Genomic DNA, 26,218 nt, shown 5'->3' on the forward strand with positions numbered 1-26,218 from the left:
CCATATTTCCCCCACGCCGTCCCGGTATTTGATGACAGCCAACCCAAAGCCGGGCATGTTACGCCTGCCAATTGTCCCGCAGTCCCACCCTTTCGTAAGATTTGTACATTTCGTGCGTTTTACCTATGCATAAAAACATTAAGAAAACCTTAAAAAATTTCGTTTAGGTTTTATTTAAATTCTTTGTCCATACTAAATTTATGTGAATAAAATTTTCCAGGACTCGCCATGATCCCCTTATCCGAACAGACTCCGCTGGGCGCCGGTCGACATCGTAAATGCTATATGCACCCGGATAATGCCCGGCGCTGCATAAAGGTTATTTACAACCGTGAGCACGGCGGCGATAAAGAGATTCGGCGTGAACTGAGCTACTATGCGCGTCTGTCCCGCTACCTGACAGACTGGAGCGCTATCCCCCGTTATTACGGCACGGTGGAAACCGATTGCGGTACTGGCTATGTCTACGACATGATTACCGATTTCAACGGCGCGCCATCTATCACCCTGACCGAGTTCGCTGCGCAATGCCGTTATGAAGAGGATGTCGCCGTCCTGCGCCAGCTACTGAAGAAACTGAAACGTTACCTGTTTGATAATCATATTGTGACAATGTCGCTGAAGCCGCAAAACGTCCTGTGCCAGCGAATCAGCGAGTCAGAAGTAGTGCCGGTGGTCTGTGACAATCTGGGTGAAAGTACCTTTATCCCGCTGGCGACCTGGTCAATATGGTGCTGTGAACGCAAACTGGAGAGAGTGTGGCAGCGGTTTATTGCCCAGCCTGCGCTGGTCGTTGCCCTGGAGAGGAACGCGCAGCCAAAAGACAAGAAAGGGCTGGCGCTCACTTCGCGCGAAGCTTAATGGCCTGTGCTTATCAGGCCTGGACGACACGGATCGCAGGCCGGATAAGACGTTCACGTCGCCATCCGGCAAAATCAATTAAGCTGGTTGCGCGTCATAAAAGCTTCCCCGCCCAGTTGGCGCATCTGGCGCAATATCCACGCCTGTCGACTACGCACATAGCCGGAAGGCGCATTCGCCTTATAGCGTAACGGATTTGGCAATACGGCCGCCAGCAACGCGGCTTCGGGCATACTTAAGCGGCTGGCGGGCTTATTGAAATATCGCCAGGCCGCAGCCTCCACGCCGAAAATACCATCGCCAAACTCCGCGATATTCAGATAAACCGTGAGGATGCGCTTTTTGCTCCAGACGGTTTCAATGCCCAGAGTCAGCCCGGCCTCCAGACCTTTGCGCACCCAACTTCGTCCATCCCATAAAAAGAGATTTTTCGCCGTTTGCTGCGAAAGCGTGGAGGCGCCACGAATACGACTCTCATTCCGCTCATTATGCGCCAGCGCTTTTTCAATCGCCGGAACATCAAAGCCCCAATGCTCAGGGAACTTCTGGTCTTCCGCCGCAATTACCGCCAGCCCCATCCACGGCGAGATATCTGCCATGCTGACCCAGTCAGAACGCACCACATACCCGAACTCTCCGCTCAGCCAGGCGCTAATCTGCCGTTCCGCCATCACCGCCGAAAAAGGCACCGGAACCACGCTAAACAGAGCAATACCGCCGCCCCAAAAGACGGCGAGCGCAACAAGAGTACGTAAAAGTAGACGGCGCAAAAACGTTAACGGCGCGATGCGTCGTTTGCTCATTCCGCCAGAACCAGCACGCGCGACACTAATTTATCAATGCCGCTTGCCGCCTGGGCGATATCCTGTGCCAACATATAGGCAGGGGTGGTCACGACCTTGTTATCCTCGTCCACAACGATATCATCAACCGGGCAAGGTACGTGTTCGGCGCCCATCTCTTCAAGTACTTCAGCGGTATCAATATCCGTCCCTATCGTCAGACGTAACGGGAAGTCAAAGATTTTCGGCAACATTGCGGGCGCGATACAGATGAATCCCAGCGGCTTGCCGGTCTGGTGCATGGCCTTCGCCAGCGCGGCTAAATCGCTATCCACACGGCATTCGCTCCCCCGGCTGGCGAAATTACTCAGGTTCTTCGCCGCGCCGAAACCACCAGGCACAATGAGCGCATCCAGTTCCTCTGGCTGAGCCTGGGACAGGGGACGAATCTCGCCCCGCGTAATACGCGCCGCCTCAATCAGGACATTACGCGTTTCCGCCATCGCTTCGCCGGTCAGGTGATTAATGACATCCGCTTGTGGTTTATCCGGCGCGAAGCAGACAGCCTGCGCGCCGCTGCGGGCAATGGCCAACAACGTCAGAACGGCCTCATGAATTTCGGCGCCGTCATAGACGCCGCATCCGCTGAGCACTACGCCAATTTTTTTCATGGTGAACATCCTCCTGCAACCGACTCAAGCCCATTAATAATTTTGATTAAAATGCTACGCTTCACACATTTAAATGATTCATGTAACAAATCATTTAGGATTTGCTATCTTAACTGCGTGCGGCCTGAAAATAGGACTGCGCCTTTTACATCATCATAATAAGCACGGCGCAGCCACGATTTCCCTGGTGTTGGCGCAGTATTCGCGCACCCCGGTCAAACCGGGGTCATTTTTTTTCCGCGTTTGCCACCCAGGCTTTCAGCACCGCGACGTCGTGCTGCCACTCCTGCTTCATCTCTTCAATCCATTCTGCGACGTTATCTTCCCAGGCGGGAAGATCCGGCGACTGGATTTGCTGGCCAAGCTGCTGCAGATGACGCAGCCCTACCGAACCGGCGGCGCCTTTAATCTTATGCCCTTCCTCAACGACGCCTTTTTTGTCACGCGCCGTCAGATTGGACTCCAGCACGCTTAAATAGCCAGGCATCATTTTTTCAAACACTGCGAGACCGTCGGTGATCAATTTAGGCCCGACCAGCTCGATGTACTGTTCCAGCATCGGGATATCCAGCAGCGCTTGCGCTTTATCGCTCTCTTCAGGCGTCACGGTACTCTCCTCTTTATCGGTGGCATCCCAGAATTTTTTAATCATCGCAGTTAAGGCCGGCACCGACAGCGGCTTACTCAGCACATCGTCCATACCGGCGTCCAGATACTCTTTTTTATCTTTCAGAACGTTAGCCGTGAGCGCCACCAGCGGCGGTAAATCTTCCCGCGTGTGGCGACGGGTTAGTTCTCTGGCGATATCCAGACCCGTCATATCCGGTAGCTGAATATCCAGTAAGACCAGGTCGTATTCGCCCGGCACGAACATCTCCAGCGCCGCCTTGCCGGTCATCGCGACATCCACGCTGTTACCCAGTTTTTCCAGTACCGAACGCGCCACGATCACGTTCAGTTCAATATCTTCGACCAGCAGAACATGCAGCGCGGGCAGCGGCATGTCGTCTTCATCAAAGGCGTCCTCCACCTCTTCCGCCACCGCTGGCGCATGAACCGTTAGCGTAAAGGTCGATCCTTTGCCCGGCAAACTGGAAACGGTAATATCGCCCCCCATATTTTTCGCCAGCCGACGGGAGACCGCCAGCCCGATACCAGTACCCGTCGCCGGTTTACCGCCATGACTGTCTTTCACCTGATAATACATGGCGAAAATTTTATCCTGCTCATCCTGCGGAATGCCGATCCCGGAATCTTCTACTTCAAAGTGCAGCATGTCGCCTTCATCATAGCGCGCCCGCACCGTAACCTGGCCCTGCTGAGTAAACTTCACCGCATTGCTGATCAAATTCCACAGAATCTGGCGCAGACGCGTTCCGTCGGTAATGACTTTGTGCGGCAGCGGCAACGTCGGCTCAAGCACAAAACGTAGACCTTTTTGCTGCGCCTGCAAACCGGAAAGGTTTTCCAGATCGGCCATAAAGCTGGTGAAATCAACCGGTTGGTTATCAAGCTGAACCTTACGCCGTTCCATCTTATCCATGTCAATGATATCATTGAAAATATTGCCTAACGTCACGGCGGAGACATGGATCGTCTTAAGGTATTTTTCCTGTTCGGCGGTGAGATCGGTATCCAGCAGGATGCGGCTTAAACCGACGATGCCGTTAAGCGGGGTACGCAGTTCATGGCTGATCGTAGAGATAAACGTGGTCTTGTCGCGGCTGGCGCGTTCAAGCGCGTCCTGATAACGCTTACGCTCGGTAATATCACGGCCAAATCCCATCAGGCCATGACGTTTACCGACACGGTCATAATAAGGCACTTTACGAATTTCAAAGCAGGCTTTCCGGCCGTCCGGGTAATCCAGCCACTGTTCGTAGGTCAGAGAGACGTTATGGCGGAATACTTTTTCATCGGTTTCAATGACTTTCTCCGCCGCTTCGGGAGAGTACACATCTTCCGGCTTCAAATGCACCAACTGTTTTTCACTCTTGCCGGTTAGCAATTCCATTGCGCGGTTACAGCCGGAAAATTCTTTATCCTCATTACGATAAAAAACCAAATCCGGCGAGGCGTCCAGAAATGAGCGCAAAAAAGAGGATTGCTGTTCTAGCTGGATTTGCGCCTCTTCACGCTCTTTAATTTCTACTTTTAGCTGTTCAAATGTCTCATGTAGCTCCGCTTCCGCTTTTTCGCGATCGGCAATTTCCTGATTAAGCTGGGCAATATTGTCCTTCAACTGTACGTTAAGCTTGAGATCGCGCTCGCGCATCTCCTCCAGCTTTTGCACCAGACGCGACAGTCGCTGCCTTGACTCTTCCAGTTGTTCAACAACAACCGATAAGAAATAGACCGCCCAGGGCGTAATTAACAGGCCAAAAAAGATAGAACGAATGACGTCGATACTTTCGACCTGACCATGCAGCACCATGGTCACTGCCATCTGCACGACAATCGCCAGCACCACCAACGCCAACGCCAGGAGCATGGAAAAGCGCACCAGACCCAGTTTCATCATCAGGTCGACATAGTATTGCGCCAGCATACGAATTTGCTTCATAGAGGATTCCTTCACCACAACTTCGCACATAATACCCAATTATGAGAACCGCGTTGAATATTGTGCGAAATATGCGTAGCGCCCCTCATCACGCTACGCTATGGGAGGTATCCAGGGACGGGCCAGCGCAGATCCCTGTACGCCATGCTCATTCAGGTATTTGTCCAACTCAACCATCCCCGTCCAGCGATTCTCGCACCACAGAGGGGCGAGCAGCGTCGGACGGCGCGCGCTGGCGGAAATCCGGTGATAAATCACCTCCGGCGGCGTATGACGAATCATCTCCCCTGCCGTTAGCGTGTAATCGTCCAGCGCAATGCCGTTCAGCCTCCCCGACTCCCAGGCTTTCGCCATAATACTGCCTTTGACGATATGCAGCGGGTGCAGTTTAATGCCGTCCACGCCCGTTTCCACAACGCGAGTCAGCGTTTGCAGGCATTCACTTTGCCCCTCGCCCGGCAGCCCCACAATCAGATGCGCGCACACTTTCAACCCGCTCTCACGGGCAATCCGGGTGGTACGCTGATAGCAGGCGAAGTCATGCCCGCGATTAATACGGCGCAGCGTTTTATCGTGCGCGGTTTGCAGTCCCAGTTCCAGCCACACCTCATAGCCTTGATCTTTATATTCACACAATAAATCTACTACCGCCTGCGGTACGCAATCCGGACGCGTACCGACGCATAATCCGACGATGCTGGCCTGACTGACGGCCTGTTGATACATGGAACGTAGCACCTGCACTTCTGCAAAGGTGCTGGTGTAGGCCTGGAAATAGGCCAGATAGCGTTTAGCGCGGTTCACCAGATGCGCCTGATGCGCAAGCTGCTCGGCAATCGAATGATGCTGCTGCGCCTCATCGGCAAAAGAGGCGACATTACAGAAGGTGCAGCCGCCGCGCCCGATGGTGCCGTCGCGATTAGGGCAGCTAAAACCGCCATGAAGCGTCAGCTTATGAACCTTTTGCCCATACCGACGTAAAAGATCCCCACCAAACATATTGACTAATTTCTGTAACTGCATAATCTGATAGACCGCCTCTTAAAAAGAGGCCAAAGCCTGCCATTTTTAGCCTCCTTTGGCGATGACCTGGATCAATCGCCCCGGAAGGCGTTTACTTATTGCATAATCAAGCAAAATAAACGATATTTCATTCATAAAACTGCTGATGATTTTTTCTGATATTCCCCTCTTTTTTCAACGTCTGAAGGTTCGTCGATAAAAACAGTAGCATTAAATGCCGCTTATACTTAAATCAGCATAAAATGCTAAGATTTTTGGAAAAACAAGGTCAGACAGGACCTGACAAGCGGCTCTTATAGTGAGACAGATCACAGGATTTCTGCCGCTTCGCTTTGGCCGCCTTTCTATAAAAACCTTTTAATTTCAATGCATTCAAAAAGTTATCTGTACAACAGCACACTTTTGCATAAATCAGTTTGCCATTTGACCTGGGTGTGGATTCCCGATAAGTTGGGAATCCGCTGGAAGCTTTCTGGATGAGCCGTCTGCTCATCATATTTATGCAGTAATTGAGATTCCCTCTTAACCGTATTTACCAATGCGAAAAGGACATAAAGAGGGCGAATGCGAGGTAAGCGTATGATGCGCCAGCCCCGTCGCCATGCTCTTGCTGTGCCCGCGCGCCATCGGTTGGGAGAGCGTCCCGTAGAGCCTGGGGAGGTTCACTGATATGTTGTACGATAAATCCCTTGAGAAGGATAACTGTGGTTTCGGCCTGATCGCCCACATAGAAGGCGAACCTAGCCACAAGGTAGTGCGTACCGCCATACACGCGCTGGCCCGCATGCAGCACCGTGGCGCGATCCTTGCCGACGGTAAAACCGGCGACGGTTGCGGCTTGCTATTACAAAAACCTGACCGTTTCTTTCGCATCGTGGCCGAAGAGCGCGGCTGGCGCTTAGCCAAAAACTACGCCGTCGGGATGATCTTTTTGAATAAAGATCCTGAACTGGCCGCCGCGTCACGCCATATTGTCGAAGAAGAATTACAACAGGAAACCCTGTCGATTGTCGGCTGGCGCGATGTACCAACCAATGAAGGCGTGCTCGGTGAAATCGCCCTCTCCTCCCTGCCGCGTATTGAGCAGATTTTTGTCAACGCTCCGGCGGGCTGGCGTCCGCGCGATATGGAACGCCGTCTGTTTATCGCCCGCCGCCGCATTGAAAAGCGCTTGCAGGACGACAAAGATTTCTACGTGTGCAGCCTGTCGAACCTGGTCAACATTTATAAAGGTCTGTGTATGCCGGCGGATCTGCCGCGCTTCTACCTGGATCTCGCGGATCTGCGTCTGGAATCGGCTATCTGCCTGTTCCACCAGCGCTTTTCCACTAACACCGTGCCGCGCTGGCCGCTGGCGCAGCCGTTCCGCTACCTGGCGCACAACGGCGAGATTAACACCATTACCGGCAACCGCCAGTGGGCGCGCGCCCGTACCTATAAATTCCAGACGCCGCTGATCCCAGATTTACAGTCCGCCGCGCCGTTTGTTAACGAAACCGGTTCGGATTCCAGCTCGCTGGACAATATGCTGGAACTGCTGCTGGCAGGCGGGATGGACATCATCCGCGCCATGCGCCTGTTGGTGCCGCCCGCCTGGCAGAACAACCCGGATATGGACCCGGATCTGCGCGCCTTCTTCGACTTTAACTCCATGCACATGGAGCCGTGGGACGGCCCGGCAGGCATCGTGATGTCCGACGGGCGCTTCGCCGCTTGTAACCTCGACCGTAACGGCCTACGCCCGGCACGCTATGTCATCACCAAAGACAAGCTGATCACCTGCGCCTCGGAAGTTGGTATCTGGGACTATCAGCCGGATGAAGTGGTCGAGAAAGGTCGCGTCGGTCCCGGCGAGCTGATGGTGATCGACACCCGCGGGGGACGTATCCTGCATTCCGCGGAAACTGATGACGATCTAAAAAGTCGCCATCCGTATAAAGCGTGGATGGAAAAGAATGTCCGCCGTCTGGTGCCATTTGAAGATCTGCCGGATGAAGAAGTCGGTAGCCGCGAACTGGACGACGACCTGCTTGCCAGCTATCAGAAACAGTTTAACTACAGCGCCGAAGAGCTGGATTCGGTTATCCGCGTGTTAGGTGAAAACGGCCAGGAAGCAGTTGGCTCAATGGGCGACGATACCCCCTTTGCCGTGCTCTCCAGCCAGCCGCGTATTATTTACGACTACTTCCGCCAACAGTTCGCGCAGGTCACTAACCCGCCTATCGACCCGCTGCGTGAAGCGCACGTCATGTCGCTCGCCACCAGCATCGGTCGCGAAATGAACGTCTTCTGCGAAGCGGAAGGTCAGGCCCATCGCCTGAGTTTTAAATCGCCGATCCTGCTGTACTCCGATTTCAAACAGCTCACCACCATGACCGAGCATCACTACCGCGCCGACTGGCTTGACATTACCTTTGATGTCACCGAAACCTCGCTGGATGCGACGGTCAAAGCACTGTGCGATAAAGCGGAACAGATGGTGCGTAATGGCACCGTGCTGCTGGTCCTCTCGGATCGCAATATCGGTAAGAATCGCCTGCCGGTACCCGCGCCGATGGCGGTGGGCGCGGTGCAGACGCGTCTGGTAGAACAAAGCCTGCGCTGCGACGCCAACATCATCGTAGAAACCGGAAGCGCCCGCGATCCGCACCACTTTGCGGTGCTGCTGGGCTTTGGCGCGACGGCCATCTATCCGTATCTGGCCTACGAAACGCTGGGGCGTCTGATTGATACCCAGGCCATCGCCAAAAACTACCGTACCGTGATGCAGAACTACCGTAACGGCATCAACAAAGGGCTGTACAAGATCATGTCCAAAATGGGCATTTCGACCATTGCCTCTTACCGCTGCTCCAAACTGTTTGAAGCGGTCGGGCTGCACGATGATGTGGTAAACCTGTGTTTCCAGGGCGTGGTCAGCCGTATCGGCGGCGCGAGCTTCGATGACTTCCAACAGGATCTGCTGAATCTCTCTAAACGCGCCTGGCTGGCGCGCAAACCCATTAGCCCTGGCGGCCTGCTGAAGTACGTCCACGGCGGCGAATATCACGCCTATAACCCGGACGTGGTGCGCACCCTGCAACAGGCGGTACAGAGCGGCGAATACAGCGATTACAAAGAATATGCCGAGCTGGTCAACAACCGCCCGGCGGCAACGCTGCGCGATCTGCTGGCGATACATCCAGACGGCGAGGCGATCGCTATCGACGAGGTTGAGCCCGCCAGTGAGCTGTTTAAACGCTTTGATACCGCAGCCATGTCTATCGGCGCATTAAGTCCGGAAGCGCACGAAGCGCTGGCGGAAGCGATGAACAGCCTCGGTGGCAACTCCAACTCCGGTGAAGGCGGTGAAGATCCGGCGCGCTACGGCACCAATAAAGTGTCGCGTATCAAACAGGTGGCCTCCGGTCGCTTTGGCGTGACGCCGGCCTACCTCGTGAATGCCGATGTGATTCAGATTAAAGTCGCGCAGGGCGCGAAGCCAGGCGAAGGCGGTCAGTTGCCGGGGGATAAAGTGACGCCATATATCGCCAAACTGCGCTATTCAGTACCGGGCGTGACGCTGATCTCCCCGCCGCCGCATCACGATATCTACTCTATCGAGGATTTAGCGCAGCTCATTTTCGACCTCAAACAGGTCAACCCGAAAGCGATGATCTCGGTGAAGCTGGTGTCCGAGCCGGGCGTCGGCACTATCGCTACCGGCGTGGCGAAAGCCTATGCGGATCTGATCACCATCGCCGGCTACGACGGCGGCACCGGTGCCAGCCCGCTCTCTTCCGTGAAATATGCGGGCTGTCCGTGGGAACTCGGACTTGTTGAAACCCAGCAGGCGCTGGTCGCCAATGGCTTGCGTCACAAGATTCGTCTGCAGGTCGATGGCGGCCTGAAAACTGGCGTAGACATCATTAAAGCGGCGATTCTCGGTGCGGAAAGTTTCGGCTTCGGCACCGGCCCGATGGTGGCGCTGGGCTGTAAATACCTGCGTATTTGTCATCTGAACAACTGCGCAACCGGCGTGGCGACGCAGGATGAAAAACTGCGTAAGAACCACTATCACGGTCTGCCGTTCAAAGTGACCAACTACTTTGAATTTATCGCCCGCGAAGTGCGCGAGCTGATGGCCGAACTGGGCGTGACCCGCCTGGTGGATTTGATTGGCCGCACCGACCTGCTTAAAGAGTTGGAGGGCTTCACCGCTAAACAGCAGAAGCTGGCGCTGTCTCGCCTGCTGGAAACCGCGCAGCCGCATCCTGGCAAAGCGCTGTACTGCACCGAGAATAACCCGCCGTTTGATAACGGCGTGCTGAATGCGCAACTGTTGCAGCAGGCAAAACCGTTTGTTGATGCACGCCAGAGCAAAACCTTCTGGTTCGATATTCGCAACACCGATCGTTCCGTTGGGGCGTCGCTTTCCGGCTATATCGCGCAGACCCACGGCGATCAGGGGCTGGCTTCCGATCCGATTAAAGCGCACTTCAGCGGTACTGCAGGCCAGAGCTTCGGCGTGTGGAACGCGGGCGGCGTGGAGCTATATCTGACCGGCGATGCCAATGACTATGTCGGTAAAGGTATGGCGGGCGGTTTGATCGCCATCAGACCACCGGTAGGCTCCGCCTTCCTCAGTCATAAAGCCAGCATTATCGGCAACACCTGCCTGTATGGGGCGACCGGTGGCCGTCTGTACGCGGCGGGCCGCGCGGGCGAACGTTTCGGCGTGCGTAACTCCGGGGCGATTACCGTGGTAGAGGGCATCGGCGACAACGGCTGTGAATACATGACCGGCGGCATCGTCTGCGTGCTGGGTAAAACCGGCGTTAACTTCGGCGCGGGAATGACCGGCGGCTTCGCCTACGTGCTGGACGAAGACGGCGAATTCCGTAAACGCGTGAACCCGGAACTGGTGGAAGTACTGGACGTCGATTCGCTGGCTATCCACGAAGAGCATCTGCGCGGCCTGATCACCGAGCACGTGCAACATACTGGTTCGCAACGCGGCGAAGAGATCCTGTCCAGGTGGTCAAGCTTCTCAACCCAATTCGCGTTAGTTAAACCCAAGTCCAGCGATGTCAAAGCCCTGTTGGGCCACCGTAGTCGTAGTGCGGCAGAATTGCGCGTGCAGGCGCAGTAAGGAATTGAAATGAGCCAGAATGTTTATCAATTTATCGACCTGCAGCGCGTTGATCCGCCGAAGAAACCGCTGAAGATCCGTAAGATCGAGTTTGTTGAAATCTACGAACCGTTTTCTGAAGGCCAGGCGAAAGCCCAGGCGGATCGCTGTTTATCCTGTGGTAACCCATACTGCGAGTGGAAATGCCCGGTACATAACTACATCCCAAACTGGCTGAAACTGGCTAACGAAGGGCGTATTTTTGAGGCGGCTGAGCTATCGCACCAGACTAACACTCTGCCGGAAGTGTGCGGCCGTGTCTGCCCGCAGGACCGTCTGTGCGAAGGTTCTTGTACGCTGCACGATGAGTTTGGCGCGGTGACCATCGGCAACATCGAACGTTATATCAATGATAAAGCGTTTGAGATGGGCTGGCGCCCGGATATGACCGGCGTGCGCCAGACTGACAAACGGGTAGCGATTATCGGCGCAGGCCCGGCAGGGCTGGCGTGCGCCGACGTGCTGACCCGCAACGGCGTGAAGGCGGTGGTCTTTGACCGCCATCCGGAAATCGGCGGCCTGCTGACCTTCGGTATTCCAGCTTTCAAACTGGAAAAAGAGGTGATGACCCGCCGCCGTGAAATCTTCACCGGCATGGGCATTGAGTTCAAACTCAATGTTGAAGTGGGCCGCGACGTCGAACTTGACGAGCTGTTGAAAGAGTACGACGCAGTGTTCCTTGGCGTCGGTACCTATCAGTCGATGCGCGGCGGGCTGGAAAATGAAAATGCGGACGGGGTTTTCGACGCTCTGCCGTTCCTTATCGCCAATACGAAGCAGATCATGGGGTTTGGCGAAACCAGTAACGAGCCATATGTCAGCATGGAAGGCAAACGCGTGGTGGTGCTGGGCGGCGGCGATACCGCAATGGACTGCGTGCGTACCTCCATTCGTCAGGGCGCCACGCACGTGACCTGTGCTTATCGTCGTGATGAGGAGAACATGCCTGGTTCCAGACGCGAAGTGAAAAACGCGCGCGAGGAAGGTGTCGAGTTCCAGTTTAACGTGCAGCCGCTGGGCATTGAAGTCAATGCCAACGGCAAAGTAAGCGGCGTAAAAATGGTGCGTACTGAAATGGGCGAACCGGACGCCAAAGGCCGTCGACGGGCGGAGATCGTCGCCGGCTCCGAGCATGTGGTTCCGGCTGATGCGGTGGTGATGGCGTTTGGTTTTCGTCCACACAGCATGGAATGGCTGGCGAAACACAGCGTGGAACTGGACTCGCAAGGACGAATTATCGCGCCGGAACGCAGCGATAATGCTTTCCAGACCAGCAACCCGAAAATCTTCGCCGGTGGCGACATCGTGCGCGGTTCCGATCTGGTGGTGACGGCAATTGCCGAAGGCCGTAAAGCGGCTGACGGGATTATGAACTACCTTGAAGTGTAACCCTTCCGGCTCCCCGGTTGATGCCTTGTGCTGGTGGCAGGAGAGATATTCTTCTCCTCAATATCTCTCCTGCCGGTTCTGGAAACCCGCTCGTAAATCGAGATGTAATACCATGTAAAATCCGTTCACGGATTGATCCGTTTACGCCTGAGGCGTATTGATAGCGTTCTAATTTCACATTAAAACTATCACGTAAGGGATGACATGACGAATCCAACTTTATCGCCACAGTCTGATGAATATCAGCAAATTCATGACGGCATTATTCGTCTGGTCGATACGGCCCGTACTGAGACCGTACGCAGTATCAATACCATCATGACCGCCACCTATTAGGAAATTGGCCGACGCATTGTCGAATTTGAACAGGGAGGAGAAGCGCGAGCGGCCTATGGTACTCAGCTTATCGAACGATTGGCGGTGGATTTAAGCCAGCGCTATAAGCGCGGTTTTTCCACCAGAAACCTATGGCAAATTCGTACATTTTATCTTTGCTTTCAACATATTGAAATTCCGCAGACACTGTCTGCGGAATCTAATAGCATACTGCTCGCCAAAACATTCCCTCTTCCCTGGTCAGCTTATGTGCGTCTGCTGTCGGTGAAAGATAACGATGCCCGCCGCTTTTATGAAAAAGAGACTTTACGTAACGCTGCTGGCTGATGAACTTGTGCGCTCACAAAACCTGTTGGAGACGCGCAAATCATAATGCCAGAGACCGCCAGATATTATCCCCGATAACTCAAATATCGCCTCTTCACGATGCTATATGTAAATCCGTACGTAAACGTTTGCATTCATCAAAAAAATGTATATTATGCGGCGGATTTTTTGGCCAAATTTCAAGGAGGCGTTGTGTCGCAGGACAACAATTATAGCCAGGGGCCAGTTCCCCAGGCGGCGCGGAAAGGCGTGATTCCACTGACGTTTGTCATGTTGGGTTTAACGTTTTTTTCCGCCAGTATGTGGACCGGAGGGACGCTCGGCACCGGCCTTTCCTATCATGATTTCTTCCTCGCAGTTCTCTTCGGTAATCTCCTCCTCGGTATCTACACTGCATTTCTTGGCTACATCGGCGCAAAAACCGGACTCTCCACCCACCTCCTTGCACGTTACTCCTTTGGCGTTAAAGGCTCATGGCTTCCCTCCTTGCTGCTTGGCGGCACACAGGTAGGCTGGTTTGGCGTTGGCGTAGCGATGTTCGCTATTCCGGTCAGTAAAGCGACGGGCATTGATGCCAATATCCTGATTGCCGTTTCGGGTCTGCTGATGACCCTGACCATCTTTTTCGGCATCTCGGCGTTGACCATTTTGTCTATCATTGCCGTACCCGCGATCGTTATTCTGGGTAGCTACTCCGTCTGGCTGGCGGTCAGCGGCGTGGGTGGGCTGGAGCATTTAAAAACGATAATGCCGCAGACACCGCTGGATTTTTCCAGCGCGCTGGCGCTGGTGGTGGGATCATTTGTCAGCGCCGGTACATTGACCGCCGACTTCGTCCGCTTCGGGCGTCGTGCCAAAAGCGCCGTACTGATTGCGATGGTCGCTTTTTTCCTCGGTAACTCGCTGATGTTTATCTTTGGCGCGGCAGGCGCTGCCGCCGTCGGTCAGGCGGATATCTCTGACGTGATGATCGCGCAGGGGCTGTTGCTGCCCGCGATTGTGGTGCTCGGCCTGAATATCTGGACCACCAACGACAACGCGCTGTACGCATCGGGCCTGGGCTTCGCCAATATTACCGGCCTTTCCAGCCGCACGCTGTCGGTGGCTAACGGTATTATCGGTACCGTGTGCGCGCTGTGGCTTTACAATAATTTTGTCGGCTGGCTGACGTTCCTCTCATCTGCCATCCCACCGATTGGCGGGGTGATTATTGCCGACTACCTGTTAAACCGCCGCCGCTATGCCGACTTCAACACCGCGCGCTTTATTCCTGTTAACTGGATTGCTATTCTTTCCGTCGCGCTGGGCATCGCCGCCGGACATTATGTTCCAGGTATTGTGCCCGTCAACGCCGTACTCGGCGGCGTCTTCAGCTATATCTTGTTGAATCCACTTTGCAATCGCAGCTTTGCGAAATCCCCGGAGATCGGCCATGCAGAATAATTCCCTTACCATCCGTCAGGCGCGTCTGCAGGGGCGCGAAGGATTGTGGCAGCTCACGATTGAAAACGGTCGCTTTAGCCGTATTGAACCGCAGGAAGCGGCCTCGTTGGCGCAAGGCGAAGCGCTGGATGCCGAAGGTGGGCTGGTCATCCCGCCGTTTGTTGAGCCACATATTCACCTGGACACCACGCAAACCGCAGGCGAACCGAACTGGAATCAGTCGGGGACGCTGTTTGAAGGGATTGAGCGCTGGGCCGAACGTAAAGCGATGCTCACCCACGAAGACGTGAAGTCACGTGCGATGCAAACCCTCAAGTGGCAGATGGCCAACGGCATCCAGTATGTCCGTACTCACGTTGACGTTTCTGACCCGGCGCTGACGGCACTGAAAGCGATGCTGGAAGTGAAGCAGGAGGTTGCGCCATGGGTAGACCTGCAAATCGTCGCCTTCCCGCAAGAAGGTATTCTTTCTTATCCCAACGGTGAAGCGCTGTTAGAGGAAGCCGTACGTTTGGGCGCTGACGTTATTGGCGCAATCCCGCACTTTGAGTTCACGCGGGAATATGGCGTTGAATCGCTGCACAAAACCTTCGCCCTGGCGCAGAAATACGACAGACTGATCGATGTGCACTGCGACGAAATTGATGATGAGCAGTCTCGCTTTGTCGAAACGGTCGCGGCGCTGGCGCATCGCGATGGCATGGGCGCGCGCGTCACTGCCAGTCATACCACCGCAATGCACTCCTATAACGGCGCCTACGCTTCACGCCTGTTCCGCCTATTGAAAATGTCGGGGATTAACTTCATTGCTAACCCGCTGGTGAATATCCACTTGCAAGGGCGGTTTGATACCTATCCCAAGCGCCGCGGCGTAACCCGCGTGAAAGAGATGCTGGAGACGGGCATTAATGTCTGCTTTGGTCATGATGACGTATTCGATCCGTGGTATCCGCTGGGTACCGCCAATATGCTGCAGGTGCTACACATGGGGTTACACGTTTGCCAGTTGATGGGATACGGACAAATCAATGATGGGCTGAATTTGATCACCACCCACAGCGCGAAAACTCTGCATTTACCGGACTACGGCCTGAACGTCGGCAATTCCGCGAATCTGGTTATCTTACCGGCTGAGAATGGATTCGACGCGGTGCGCCGCCAGACGCCTGCCCGTTACTCGATTCGCCACGGGCGGGTTATTGCCGAGACGGTGCCGAGCCAGACAACGCTGCACCTGACCCAGCCGGAAGCCGTGACGTTTAAGCGCTAACCGACACCTTCACAACGCAGCCCCGCAAAGGGGCCTGCGTTTATATTTCATCCACAATGCACGGAAAACTACAAGTGGATGAGAACTGCCACTGGGATAAAATCGGCGCTGTCGATCTGCGCCAAATCCACCGCGGCAACGCCAGTCCCTTACAGAGTTAACGTGCAGGCGCTGAAACTAACGGCAGAGGCGCGCCATACTCGTTGACGTAAGTCAGCACTGGAGCGCTTATCACGTTGTCCGCTTTAACCTTCATCGCCGCGCTGCCCCCGGGCGCAATCACTAACGGCGAATGCATGAGGGTTCCGAATCGATGCGTTTACCTTGCCGGAAGGATACTTCCGGCAAGAGATTTAGGCCGCCAGCAGACTGGCGCGTACCTTCACTACCACTTTCTTGATGTCATCCGGCTCACCAACTGCACATCCCGGTTTATGCGGTTCTCCCGGCATAAACACAGCAAACATCCCCGCTTGCAGCGTAATAGCCTGCTCGTCGGCGATTTTACTACAAAGCTGGTAATCCTCTTCAACGTGCATCTCCTCGCACTGGCGAGCGGCGCCGGACATCCCGAACGCAATACGCTCGGCGCCGGTCAGCAGTAGCTGAATATCAATGTATTGCTCATGCAATTCCGCTTTCTTCTCTGCAGGCATTTGCGTCGTTAACTGCATCACATTCATAAAGATATTGTCGCCCTGCAATTCATAGTGCCCCGGCGCTTTCTCCTGCGGCCTTGCCGCCAGCGCGAGGGTCAATGCATCCAGCAGTCGCGGATGCAACCCGCAAGAAGGCAACGACCGTACTTCACCCATCATCATAATGTGTCTCCTTGAGCTAACAGAGCAGCGCCCAATAATCCTGCGTCATGCCGATAGCGAGCGGCGCTCAGCGCCACGTGATAAGGCGCAGGTTCTTGCATCAAAAACGCACGAACCTGCTCCAGGTATCCCTCAGCTAACCCTACACTGCCGCCAATGATCACACATTGGCAGTCGGTGGTCGCTTTCACATCGGCGACCAGTCGCGCCATTACCTGCGCGGATTGGCTTACCAGATGCCGCGCCTGCTGATGGCCTTCGCCAGCGCGAATAAATAGGGTTTTGGCGTCGCATCCCGCCAGATCATCCCGCGCCGCCGCGGCCATCCCTCGTCCAGAGGCGATGGCCTCTACGCAGCCAACGCGTCCACAGCCGCACACGGGCCCGTGTGGGTCCGCCAGAGTGTGTCCCAGATGCCCGGCCAGACCGCCTTTTCCGGTAAGAAGCTTGCCGTCGCAAACAACGCCGCCGCCAACCCCTGTTGAAACGGTGATAAACACCATATCGCGGATATCATCAGGGAGCGCGTGATACTCCGCCCAGGCCGCCGCCTGCGCATCGTTCACCGCCAGCGTCGGCAGGCCAGCGATCGTTTCCAGTGTCCGAACTAACGGAAAGTGTAGCAAGCCACCCAGATTATGGGGGTTTAGCGCCAGCAGCATCCCTTCCTGAATGATCCCGGTAGAGGCTATCGCTACCTGACGCGCCTCTGCCCGTAGCGGTTCAACCAGCGCCTTTAATGCTTCACGTAACGCGTCCGGCGTTTTGCTCGCGGGGGTCGGCAGCTCGCGACGCTGGCTAATGCGCAAGTTTTTGTCGATGAGCGCGGCGGCAAGTTTAGTACCGCCAATATCGATTGCTAACGTAGTCATGACGCCGCCTTTTTTAATGCGTCGTTATACCATCCACAGATATGTTCCAGACGGGTAATGGCGGACCCCACCGTCACCGCCCATGCGCCATAACGGATCGCCTTCGCCGCCAGTGCTGGCGAGTTATAGCGCCCTTCGGCTATCACCCGGCATCCGGCGTCATGCAACGCTTTGACTAAGGGCAGATCGGGTTCCTCCGGCGTATCGGGGGTAGTGTAGCCGGACATTGTCGTGCCGATAATGTCCGCGCCCAACCGTTGGCAGGCGAGACCATCGTCCACGGATGAGCAGTCGGCCATCGCCAGTAGATGGTGGTGATGAATGCGCGCCAACAACGCCTCAACAGCTACCGGCCGTTGTCGAGCGGTTCCATCAACGGCGATAATATTTGCGCCGGCCTGCGCCAGCGCATCTACATCGTCGAGAAAAGGGGTAATGCGTACTGGAGACTCGTCCAGATCGCGTTTGATAATGCCGATAATCGGTACCGAAACGAGCGAGCGGGTCACACGCAGGTTGTCTATGCCTTCAATACGCACCGCAACCGCGCCCGCCTGTTCCGCCGCCAACGCCATTGCCGCTACAATCTCCGGCTTATCCAGCGGACTGCCAGGAACGGGCTGGCAGGAGACAATCAAACCGCCAGAAGCGGCAATATTTTTATCCAGTTGTTCAAGTAACGACATACTACTCCCTTACAAATATTGCCCGGTTTGAAAACCGGGCAAGCGGATTAACTTTTCGTTTTTACAAAGGCATCTTTACTACTGCCAAACGGTACGGCTCCGCTGAACGGCTTGTCGTCGATAGCATCGTGAGTGCGTAACGCTTCCGGACGTAGCCAACGCTGTACGCGAGACGGCATATCGAGACCAATAAGCAGGATCACGACAAACGTTAGGCTGAAAGAGAGCGATGCCAGCGCAGTGCCCAGATCCAGACGTTGAGCGATCAGCGCTCCCAGGATCGGTGCCAGCGCGCCGCCGAGCGCGCCGACGTTATAAGTAAAGCCCAGCCCCGCCGCACGCTGATCGGTATCGAAGTACCCGCCGATCAGTTTCGGCAGAATCCCGGCAATCCCCTGCCCCAACATCTGTTGGAAAAACAGTAGCAGACCCAGAACCCAGACGTTTGCGCCGCCAATCGCAAAAACTGGAATAATGAGTATTTGCGAGGCCAGCAGGCTACAGACATACGCTTTACGCGTTCCCAGCCAGTCGCCAAGAAAACCGCCTACGCAGCAACCAACCGCCGCGCCGAATCCACTAAAGAAAAGGACATTCGCCACCGTATGTGGATCGTAGGCCAGCTCGGTTTTCAGATAAGTGGGTAATAGCGCCTGAATCGGCCAGGAATAGAGGAAAGCAAACAGCACCACCAGCATCAGCGTTACGCCAGTGGGCCAGCGTTTACCGCTGCTCTGCACCATAAAACTGATAAAGATAGCCGCACACAATAGTCCCAGCCCCGCCACAATCGCAGCATTTTGTAGATTACCGGCAAAACAGAACCACAGCGCAGCGGCGGCGGCGAAGGTCATTAAGATATTGATGATGCGATGTTCGCCCCGATAAAGAATGTCGACCATCGTGCGTACCGGCGCTTTACCCGCGTGTTTCTCTTTCCAGTCCTCTGCTTCCGGAATGTTTTTCCGCAGCCAGAGGGCGAAGATAATTGGCAAGATGCCAATGAAAAACAGCGCACGCCAGCCCCAGACAGGCACCACCAGGCTGTACACTTGCGCGGCGACGACCGCGCCAACGGAGAAGCCGGAAATCAGAAATCCGCTGGCTTTATTGCGTAAATGTTTTGGCCAGCTTTCAATCACATAGGTCGCGCTGGAACCATATTCGCCCGCCATGCCCATACCAATCACCAATCGGGCGATAAACATGGTAGTGTAACCAGGCGCAAACCCGCAGGCCAGGGTTCCCACCGAAAACAGAATGATGCTGCTGACCATCGCCAAACGACGCCCATAGCGATCGCCCATCGCGCCCAGCAATAACCCGCCGAACCAGCGAGAGATAAAAGCCGCCGAAATCAGGCTTGCCGCCTGTACCGTCGTCAGCCCAAATTCGCTTTGTACCTCAGTCAGTACAAGAGCAATCAACACAAAATCAAAACCATCAAGCAGATATCCCAGCCAGGCAGCGGAAAATGCCCGCCATTGCGCCCGGTTGAGATGGCGATACCACGGGATGTTCTGGGCAGAAGTACTCATTTTACTCTCCCGACGATTTTTGTTGTCGTTGTGCCGGATGGCGGCTTCGCCTTATCCGGCCTACCGTTCGTACTGTCGTAGGCCGGGCAAGCACAGCGCCCCCGGCATTACGCTGTTACGCCTTTTCTTCCAGCAATTCTTGAGCCAGCGCCTTCAGCTCCGGCAGATATTTTTCATCAACAGGCGCAAACGGTTTACGACACAGCGGCACCGATACCACGTCCATATAATGCAGGACCGTTTTCAGGCCGCGGAATACGCCGGTTTTAATCAGTAAATCAATAACCTTATTGCACTCGGTTTGCAGGCGCTGTGCTTTCGCCACATCGCCCTCACGTAACGCCTGCACAATCCCCTGATAACGCCAGCCCATAATGTTGTATGTGCTGCCGATACCGCCGTCCGCTCCCGCCAGCAAGCCGGAGGCGAAAATTTCGTCATAACCGTTGTACAACACCAGATCCGGATGCGCGCGGCGGATCTGTTCCATCTGGAAAAGATCGCCGGAAGTTTGCTTCAGCGCGCTCACGCCTGGTAATGTCACCAGCGTATTGATCTGATCCAGCGTAAGTTTTACGCCGCTTAACGCCGGAATGTTGTATACCACCATCGGTAGCCCATCTGCGGAATCAATGATTGCCCGATAATGGTCACAGTGCTCTTCAAAACTGAAAGGGTAATAAAAGGGCGTCACCGCAGAGACAGCATCAAAACCGTAACGCTTTGCAGCGCTCGCCAGTTGCTGGCTTTCTGCGGTGCTTACCGTCCCGACATGGGCGATCAGCGTGATTTTTCCCTTCGCCTCTTCGGCGACAATTTCCAGCACCTGCTCTCTTTCTGCAAGACTCTGTACGAATGCTTCCCCGGTGGAACCGCCAACGTATAGTCCGTCGATACCCTGCCCAATGTTAAAACGCACCAGACGGCGCAGACTTTCGCTATCCAGTTGCTGCTGATGATCAAATGGGGTCAACAACGCCGCCATTACGCCTTGCAATGCTTTTGCCATACCTACCTCTGCGGATGATGAATATATTAACTACCTACCTTTATACCTGTTATACCAGAACAAATAAGCAGCAAATAATACAGAACGCTTATAGTGCGATCTGCTTCACTAAACAAAGATCGGAAGCGCGATCTCTACCGCATTTTTTGACTTTTTTTACCGAACGCGTGCCAGGTAGCGGAAACGCTATTGAGGTGGGTTTGCAGAGCGCGATCCGCTTTATCTGGATCTCGCTGACGGATGGCATCAACAATCACAATATGCTGTTGATAACTCACGTTATTATGTTCATGCAACTCGCGATCGGGAACGCTTGGACGAGCGGCGATTAGCCAGTCCAGCAGAGCAACATGAATAGCCATAAAGATCGGGTTACCAGGAATTTCAGCCAGTACCCGGTGAAACTCGACGTCCGAACGAATAAACAGCGCGTTGTCATCCAGCGACTGACTATTAATTTCCAGCGCTTTCGTTAACAACGCGATCTGCTCGTCGGTGGCATGTTCCGCCGCATAGCGTACCAGGCTGGATTCAAAGAAAAGCCGTAGCTGTTCAAAGTGAGCAATACCGCCAGGGTGAGTAAGAAAATCTTTCGCCATACCTGACAGTTCACTGATGATGGTATCGGCAGAGGGGCGCGAAACGCGGGCGCGTTCGCCGTTATTGATTTGCACCAGACCTTTACGCTTCAGCGCGGCTAACGCTTCACGCACGGAGGGACGTCCCACATTGAAGAAGGCCATTAATTCACGTTCAGACGGTAGCTGTTCCCCCTCGCCAAATTCATGGCGACGGATCATCTGTTCCAGCTCCTCCTCAACCATTTCAGACAGTTTTTTACGCGCCAGCGGACGGCGGCGCAAACTACGCCCGAGGGATGTAGGAGAATCTTCTGCTTGCGAATCAAATGCGTTCATAACGTCCATTCATGAGTGGTCGGTGGCAGATAATAGCCAGCCTATCGTATCACAGCTTTAAAAGCGGGGTGAACCCACGAGGAGACCAAACAAAACAGGCCCTTCAGGGCCTGTTGATTATTTTACCACGCGCAGCGCCGGACGTCCGCCACGCGGCGGTGGCGGCTCGTCATCAGGGCTACTGTCGTCATCGTGGTCAGGCTTATCGCCATCAATGACGGACATCACGGTCTCGCTTTCCGCGCCTGTGGTTTTGTCATCATCATTTAAGCTGACAACGTCTTCATCATAGGCGGCTTCAGGCTCAAACATGGTACCCGCGCCATTTTCACGGGCGTAAATCGCCAGCACCGCAGCCAAAGGCACAGAAACCTGACGGGGGACGCCGCCGAAGCGCGCATTAAAGCGCACTTCATCATTAGACAGTTCCAGATTACCTACCGCACGCGGCGCGATGTTGAGGACGATTTGCCCATCGCGCGCATATTCCATAGGGACATGCACGCCAGGCAGCGTCACATCCACCACCAGATGCGGGGTCAGTTGGTTATCCAATAACCACTCATAGAAAGCGCGCAACAGATAAGGACGACGCGGCGTCAACTGTGACAAATCCATACAGGTTAACCCCGACCGAGGCGCATTTCACGTTCAGCTTCGGTTAAGGAAGCCAGGAAAGAATCACGTTCAAAGACGCGGGTCATATAGCCTTTCAGCTCTTTCGCCCCTGCGCCGCTGAATTCGATACCTAACTGCGGTAAACGCCACAGCAGAGGTGCCAGGTAGCAATCAACCAGACTGAATTCGTCGCTCAGGAAATACGGTTTCTGGCCAAATACCGGCGCAATCGCCAGCAGCTCTTCGCGCAGTTGTTTACGCGCAGAGTCGGCCTCGGAAGCAGACCCGTTTACGATGACGTTCATCAGCGTATACCAGTCTTTTTCAATACGGTGCATGTACAGACGGCTTTCACCGCGAGCGACCGGATAAACCGGCATCAGCGGCGGATGAGGGAAACGCTCATCCAGATATTCCATAATGATGCGAGATTCCCACAGGGTCAGCTCACGATCCACCAGTGTCGGAACGCTTTGATTCGGGTTGAGGTCAATCAGATCCTGAGGTGGATTGTCCTTTTCCACGTGTTCGATCTCAAAACTAACACCCTTTTCAGCCAGCACAATGCGGACCTGATGGCTATAGATGTCAGTAGGACCAGAAAACAGCGTCATTACCGAACGTTTGTTGGCAGCGACAGCCATGAAAACCTCCAGGTATATTCAGAATTTTTACTGCTACCAGCCACAACGTGACCAGCCAGATGTTATGTCACCCAGGGCGAAAAAAGTCATCATTGCTCAAAAACGAGACAAAAAATGAACATTCCCCGCTATTTGGGCAGAAAATTGGATGATAGTTTACCAGATTTTGTGACCTTTGTGGTGAGTCGATTCTGGAATTGGGGAAAAAGAGACAACAATCCGCATTTCATCGTGACAGATAAATGCATTGCCCATAAAAAAACCCGCCGAAGCGGGTTTTTCGCTAACAGTTGTCTGCCGAAGCAGAAACCCATTAACGTTTGGAGAACTGCGGACGACGACGTGCTTTACGCAGACCGACTTTCTTACGTTCAACCTGACGAGCGTCACGAGTAACGAAGCCAGCTTTACGCAGTTCGCCACGCAGAGACTCATCGTACTCCATCAGAGCGCGGGTGATACCGTGACGGATCGCACCAGCCTGACCAGAGATACCACCACCTTTAACAGTGATGTACAGATCCAGTTTCTCAACCATGTCGACCAGTTCCAGCGGCTGACGAACTACCATGCGGGCAGTTTCACGACCGAAGTACTGTTCCAGAGAACGTTGGTTGATAACGATTTTACCGTTGCCCGGTTTGATGAACACGCGAGCTGCGGAACTTTTGCGGCGACCAGTGCCGTAGTATTGATTTTCAGCCATTGCCTATAATCCCGATTAGATGTCAAGAACTTGCGGTTGCTGTGCCGCGTGGTTGTGCTCGTTGCCCGCGTAAACTTTCAGTTTACGGAACATAGCACGACCCAGCGGGCCTTTTGGCAGCATGCCTTTAACCGCGATTTCAATCACACGCTCAGGACGGCGGGCAATCATCTCTTCAAAGGTCGCTTGTTTGATACCACCGATGTGACCGGTGTGGTGATAGTACACTTTGTCAGTGCGCTTGTTGCCGGTTACAGCAACTTTGTCAGCGTTCAGAACGATGATGTAATCACCCGTATCTACGTGCGGAGTGTATTCCGCTTTGTGCTTACCGCGCAGGCGACGAGCCAGTTCAGTAGCCAGACGGCCCAGAGTTTTACCGGTCGCGTCAACAACATACCAGTCGCGTTTTACGGTTTCTGGTTTAGCTGTAAAAGTTTTCATTAAAAGCTTACCCAAATAAATAAGTTACACGTTGGTGAACACCCAAACGTTTTAAATAGTTGAGGTTCACACGACAAAGTCCGGTAAACCTACCCCCTCGGATATGTTTGGCCGGCACAGAGAAAGTTTGGGAAAAAACTCTCTTGTAACGTGGGGTCGCAGGATTATAGAGAAGTCCAGGTCAAAGATCGACCCCTTTTTGTGATTTGCCGCGGGTTTTGTTCAGACCTTATCCAACATCGGTCGGGGAAGTTGTCGACATGAGACACACAATGCCCGGGGCGCTGCGCTTGTCCGGCTTACGGCATATGCTCCCGCTTGAGGTACTCCGCACTCTGCATCTCCTGCAGGCGCGACAGACAGCGCTGAAATTCAAACTTGAGCCGCTCCCCCTGATAAATCTCATATAACGGCGCGGCGGCGCTGACCACCAGCTTAACGTGGCGCTCGTAAAACTCATCCACCAGCGCAATAAAGCGGCGCGCTTCGCTCTCCATCAGCGGCGTCATGACCGGCACGTCAAACAGCAGAACCGTGTGAAATAGCCTTGAGAGCGCAATGTAATCATGCTGGCTACGGGCCTCGACGCACAACGTAGCGAAAGAGACCGCTAACGTTTGGTTTTCAACGCCCAGGGTGGATAAAGGGCGATGATTGATTTCCAGGGTCGGGGCGTGTTCTCGCGTGGCCCCCGCTAACGCCAGCCACAGTTTATCCATTTGCCGCCGGGTTTCATCATTAAGCGGCGTTAGCCATAAATGGGCCTGCGTCAGCGTACGCAGCCGGTAATCGACGCCGGCGTCCACATTCATAATGTCGCAGTGCTGTTTGATGGCATCGATAGCTGGCAGGAAGCGGGCGCGTTGCAAACCGTTGCGGTAGAGTTCATCCGGCGGAATATTGGAGGTCGCGACCAGCGTAATGCCGCGTGCAAACAGCGCTTTCATTAAACCGCCCAGCAGCATGGCGTCGGTAATATCGGCGACGAAAAACTCATCGAAACACAGTACGTCCGTCTCGGCTTTAAACCGGTCGGCAATAATGTCTAACGGATCGCTCTGTCCCTGTAGTGCGGTGAGTTCTTCATGCACGCGCAGCATAAAACGATGAAAATGCAGGCGCAGTTTTCGCTCGCCCGGCAGGCTGTGGTAGAAGAGATCCATGAGCCAGGTTTTGCCGCGACCCACGCCCCCCCACATGTACAGCCCGCGAACCGGTATTTGCGCGTCCGGTTCGTTTTTGCCTAATAATTTCCCCAGTCGCGCTATCAGTCCACCAGGCGGCGTAGTCGACGATTTTTTCGCGGTGAGCTCCTGATAAAGGGTTTCCAGACGGTTGACCGCCTCTTTCTGTACGTCGTCAGGCTGATGGGTGCCTTCGTTGAGAGCCTGGAGATAACGCGATGTAGGGGAAAGGCTTTGCATAATGTTATTGTTATTCCTTGAAAATCGATGTGCCGTCCGTTCACGGCTGACGAAAAAAAGGCCGTTCTACACTACGCGATATGCTGTCGGGATTCCACTTCTACGGAATTAGCGGTTATAGTGGCATAATCAGGCGCGGGCATGGAGCCTGGAGCCAACACCCTACGGAAACATAAGACAACGGGAGATGTTCATGACCTGGGAATATGCGCTAATTGGATTAGTCGTCGGTATCATCATTGGTGCCGTGGCCATGCGTTTTGGTAATCGTAAGTTACGTCAACAGCAGGCATTGCAGTACGAACTGGAAAAAAACAAAGCTGAGCTGGAAGAGTACCGTGAAGAGCTGGTTAGCCACTTTGCCCGCAGCGCGGAGCTGCTGGATACCATGGCGCATGATTACCGCCAGCTGTATCAGCATATGGCGAAAAGCTCCAGCAGCTTGCTGCCGGAAATGTCGGCGGAGTCGAATCCGTTCCGTAACCGTCTGGCGGAGTCTGAAGCGAGCAACGATCAGGCGCCGGTACAAATGCCGCGTGACTATTCTGAAGGCGCGTCAGGCCTGTTGCGTAGCGGTGCAAAGCGCGATTAATCGCACGCCGTTAAGAAATTTATCGGGCGCATCGCTTGCGCCCCCTCTCTATCTTTCCTGTCCCAGCTATTATCATTGTTACCAGGCTGAAAATTCAATAACATCAATCTGT

Annotated in this window: 22 protein-coding genes and 1 pseudogene; 7 read left to right on the forward strand and 16 right to left on the reverse strand. The window is 54.3% G+C overall.

What is annotated here, in order from left to right; all coding sequences use genetic code 11:
* The first annotated feature begins 228 nt into the window (after positions 1–228).
* Positions 229–861, forward strand: a complete 633-nt coding sequence (gene yrbL, locus F4V72_RS03560) for a PhoP regulatory network protein YrbL (RefSeq protein ID WP_136057980.1) — start codon at positions 229–231, stop codon at positions 859–861.
* 74 nt (positions 862–935) lie between these two features.
* On the opposite strand, the gene mtgA is transcribed toward yrbL, so the two are convergent.
* From mtgA to F4V72_RS03580, 4 genes are all read right to left on the reverse strand, one after another.
* Complete coding sequence (gene mtgA / locus F4V72_RS03565; protein WP_053529430.1) at positions 936–1,664, reverse strand: monofunctional biosynthetic peptidoglycan transglycosylase; 729 nt, start codon at positions 1,662–1,664, stop codon at positions 936–938.
* Positions 1,661–2,314: an isoprenoid biosynthesis glyoxalase ElbB gene (elbB, locus tag F4V72_RS03570; RefSeq protein ID WP_023246378.1), complete on the reverse strand. Its 654-nt coding sequence runs from the start codon at positions 2,312–2,314 to the stop codon at positions 1,661–1,663. The genes mtgA and elbB overlap by 4 nt, the downstream gene beginning before the upstream one ends.
* Positions 2,315–2,540: 226 nt before the next feature.
* On the reverse strand, positions 2,541–4,877 hold the full coding sequence (gene arcB, locus F4V72_RS03575) for an aerobic respiration two-component sensor histidine kinase ArcB (RefSeq protein WP_070801698.1): 2,337 nt from the start codon (positions 4,875–4,877) through the stop codon (positions 2,541–2,543).
* A gap of 93 nt (positions 4,878–4,970) precedes the next feature.
* Positions 4,971–5,900, reverse strand: a complete 930-nt coding sequence (locus F4V72_RS03580) for a TIGR01212 family radical SAM protein (RefSeq protein WP_053508291.1) — start codon at positions 5,898–5,900, stop codon at positions 4,971–4,973.
* Between the two features lie 670 nt (positions 5,901–6,570).
* Between F4V72_RS03580 and gltB the strand changes: the two genes are divergently transcribed.
* The 5 genes and pseudogenes from gltB to F4V72_RS03605 all read left to right on the forward strand — a co-directional run bounded on the left by gltB (position 6,571) and on the right by F4V72_RS03605 (position 15,835).
* The gene (gene gltB / locus F4V72_RS03585; RefSeq protein WP_023246375.1) at positions 6,571–11,031 is read left to right on the forward strand and encodes a glutamate synthase large subunit; all 4,461 of its coding nucleotides are present in this window, start codon (positions 6,571–6,573) and stop codon (positions 11,029–11,031) included.
* Between the two features lie 9 nt (positions 11,032–11,040).
* Positions 11,041–12,459 carry a glutamate synthase subunit GltD gene (gene gltD / locus F4V72_RS03590; RefSeq protein WP_023246374.1) on the forward strand — a complete coding sequence of 473 codons (1,419 nt, stop codon included), beginning with the start codon at positions 11,041–11,043 and terminating at the stop codon, positions 12,457–12,459.
* Positions 12,460–12,663: 204 nt separating this feature from the next.
* Positions 12,664–13,110: pseudogene (locus tag F4V72_RS03595) on the forward strand (DUF1016 N-terminal domain-containing protein); the annotation flags it as partial.
* 204 nt (positions 13,111–13,314) lie between these two features.
* Entirely contained in the window at positions 13,315–14,565 is a 1,251-nt protein-coding gene (gene codB, locus F4V72_RS03600) for a cytosine permease (RefSeq protein ID WP_023246373.1), read from the forward strand.
* Entirely contained in the window at positions 14,555–15,835 is a 1,281-nt protein-coding gene (locus tag F4V72_RS03605; protein ID WP_136057979.1) for a cytosine deaminase, read from the forward strand. Before codB ends, F4V72_RS03605 begins: the two co-directional genes overlap by 11 nt.
* A gap of 157 nt (positions 15,836–15,992) precedes the next feature.
* Here the strand turns inward: F4V72_RS03605 and F4V72_RS24050 are convergent, their stop codons facing one another.
* From F4V72_RS24050 to zapE, 12 genes are all read right to left on the reverse strand, one after another.
* A complete protein-coding gene (locus F4V72_RS24050) occupies positions 15,993–16,133 on the reverse strand; it encodes a hypothetical protein (protein WP_023246371.1) in 141 nt (46 codons plus the stop codon).
* 55 nt (positions 16,134–16,188) lie between these two features.
* Positions 16,189–16,656 carry an N-acetylneuraminate anomerase gene (nanQ, locus tag F4V72_RS03610; RefSeq protein ID WP_136057978.1) on the reverse strand — a complete coding sequence of 156 codons (468 nt, stop codon included), beginning with the start codon at positions 16,654–16,656 and terminating at the stop codon, positions 16,189–16,191.
* Entirely contained in the window at positions 16,653–17,528 is an 876-nt protein-coding gene (nanK, locus tag F4V72_RS03615) for an N-acetylmannosamine kinase (protein WP_023246369.1), read from the reverse strand. Before nanK ends, nanQ begins: the two co-directional genes overlap by 4 nt.
* On the reverse strand, positions 17,525–18,214 hold the full coding sequence (locus F4V72_RS03620; RefSeq protein ID WP_023246368.1) for an N-acetylmannosamine-6-phosphate 2-epimerase: 690 nt from the start codon (positions 18,212–18,214) through the stop codon (positions 17,525–17,527). Before F4V72_RS03620 ends, nanK begins: the two co-directional genes overlap by 4 nt.
* Positions 18,215–18,261: 47 nt before the next feature.
* A complete protein-coding gene (gene nanT / locus F4V72_RS03625) occupies positions 18,262–19,752 on the reverse strand; it encodes a sialic acid transporter NanT (RefSeq protein WP_023246367.1) in 1,491 nt (496 codons plus the stop codon).
* Positions 19,753–19,867: 115 nt separating this feature from the next.
* Positions 19,868–20,761 carry an N-acetylneuraminate lyase gene (nanA, locus tag F4V72_RS03630; RefSeq protein ID WP_023246366.1) on the reverse strand — a complete coding sequence of 298 codons (894 nt, stop codon included), beginning with the start codon at positions 20,759–20,761 and terminating at the stop codon, positions 19,868–19,870.
* Between the two features lie 134 nt (positions 20,762–20,895).
* Positions 20,896–21,687: a transcriptional regulator NanR gene (gene nanR / locus F4V72_RS03635; RefSeq protein ID WP_000382925.1), complete on the reverse strand. Its 792-nt coding sequence runs from the start codon at positions 21,685–21,687 to the stop codon at positions 20,896–20,898.
* 108 nt (positions 21,688–21,795) lie between these two features.
* Positions 21,796–22,296, reverse strand: coding sequence for a ClpXP protease specificity-enhancing factor (gene sspB / locus F4V72_RS03640; protein ID WP_023246364.1), 501 nt, complete (start codon positions 22,294–22,296; stop codon positions 21,796–21,798).
* Positions 22,297–22,301: 5 nt separating this feature from the next.
* On the reverse strand, positions 22,302–22,940 hold the full coding sequence (gene sspA / locus F4V72_RS03645; RefSeq protein ID WP_000257298.1) for a stringent starvation protein SspA: 639 nt from the start codon (positions 22,938–22,940) through the stop codon (positions 22,302–22,304).
* A gap of 313 nt (positions 22,941–23,253) precedes the next feature.
* On the reverse strand, positions 23,254–23,646 hold the full coding sequence (rpsI, locus tag F4V72_RS03650; RefSeq protein WP_000829815.1) for a 30S ribosomal protein S9: 393 nt from the start codon (positions 23,644–23,646) through the stop codon (positions 23,254–23,256).
* Between the two features lie 15 nt (positions 23,647–23,661).
* Entirely contained in the window at positions 23,662–24,090 is a 429-nt protein-coding gene (rplM, locus tag F4V72_RS03655; protein WP_000847559.1) for a 50S ribosomal protein L13, read from the reverse strand.
* Positions 24,091–24,389: 299 nt separating this feature from the next.
* Complete coding sequence (gene zapE, locus F4V72_RS03660; RefSeq protein ID WP_023246363.1) at positions 24,390–25,514, reverse strand: cell division protein ZapE; 1,125 nt, start codon at positions 25,512–25,514, stop codon at positions 24,390–24,392.
* 193 nt (positions 25,515–25,707) lie between these two features.
* On the opposite strand from zapE, the gene zapG reads away from it, so the two are divergent.
* Positions 25,708–26,106: a Z-ring associated protein ZapG gene (gene zapG, locus F4V72_RS03665; RefSeq protein ID WP_001519074.1), complete on the forward strand. Its 399-nt coding sequence runs from the start codon at positions 25,708–25,710 to the stop codon at positions 26,104–26,106.
* Positions 26,107–26,218 lie beyond the last annotated feature (112 nt).

Source organism: Salmonella enterica subsp. diarizonae (assembly GCF_008692785.1).
GTDB lineage: Bacteria > Pseudomonadota > Gammaproteobacteria > Enterobacterales > Enterobacteriaceae > Salmonella > Salmonella diarizonae.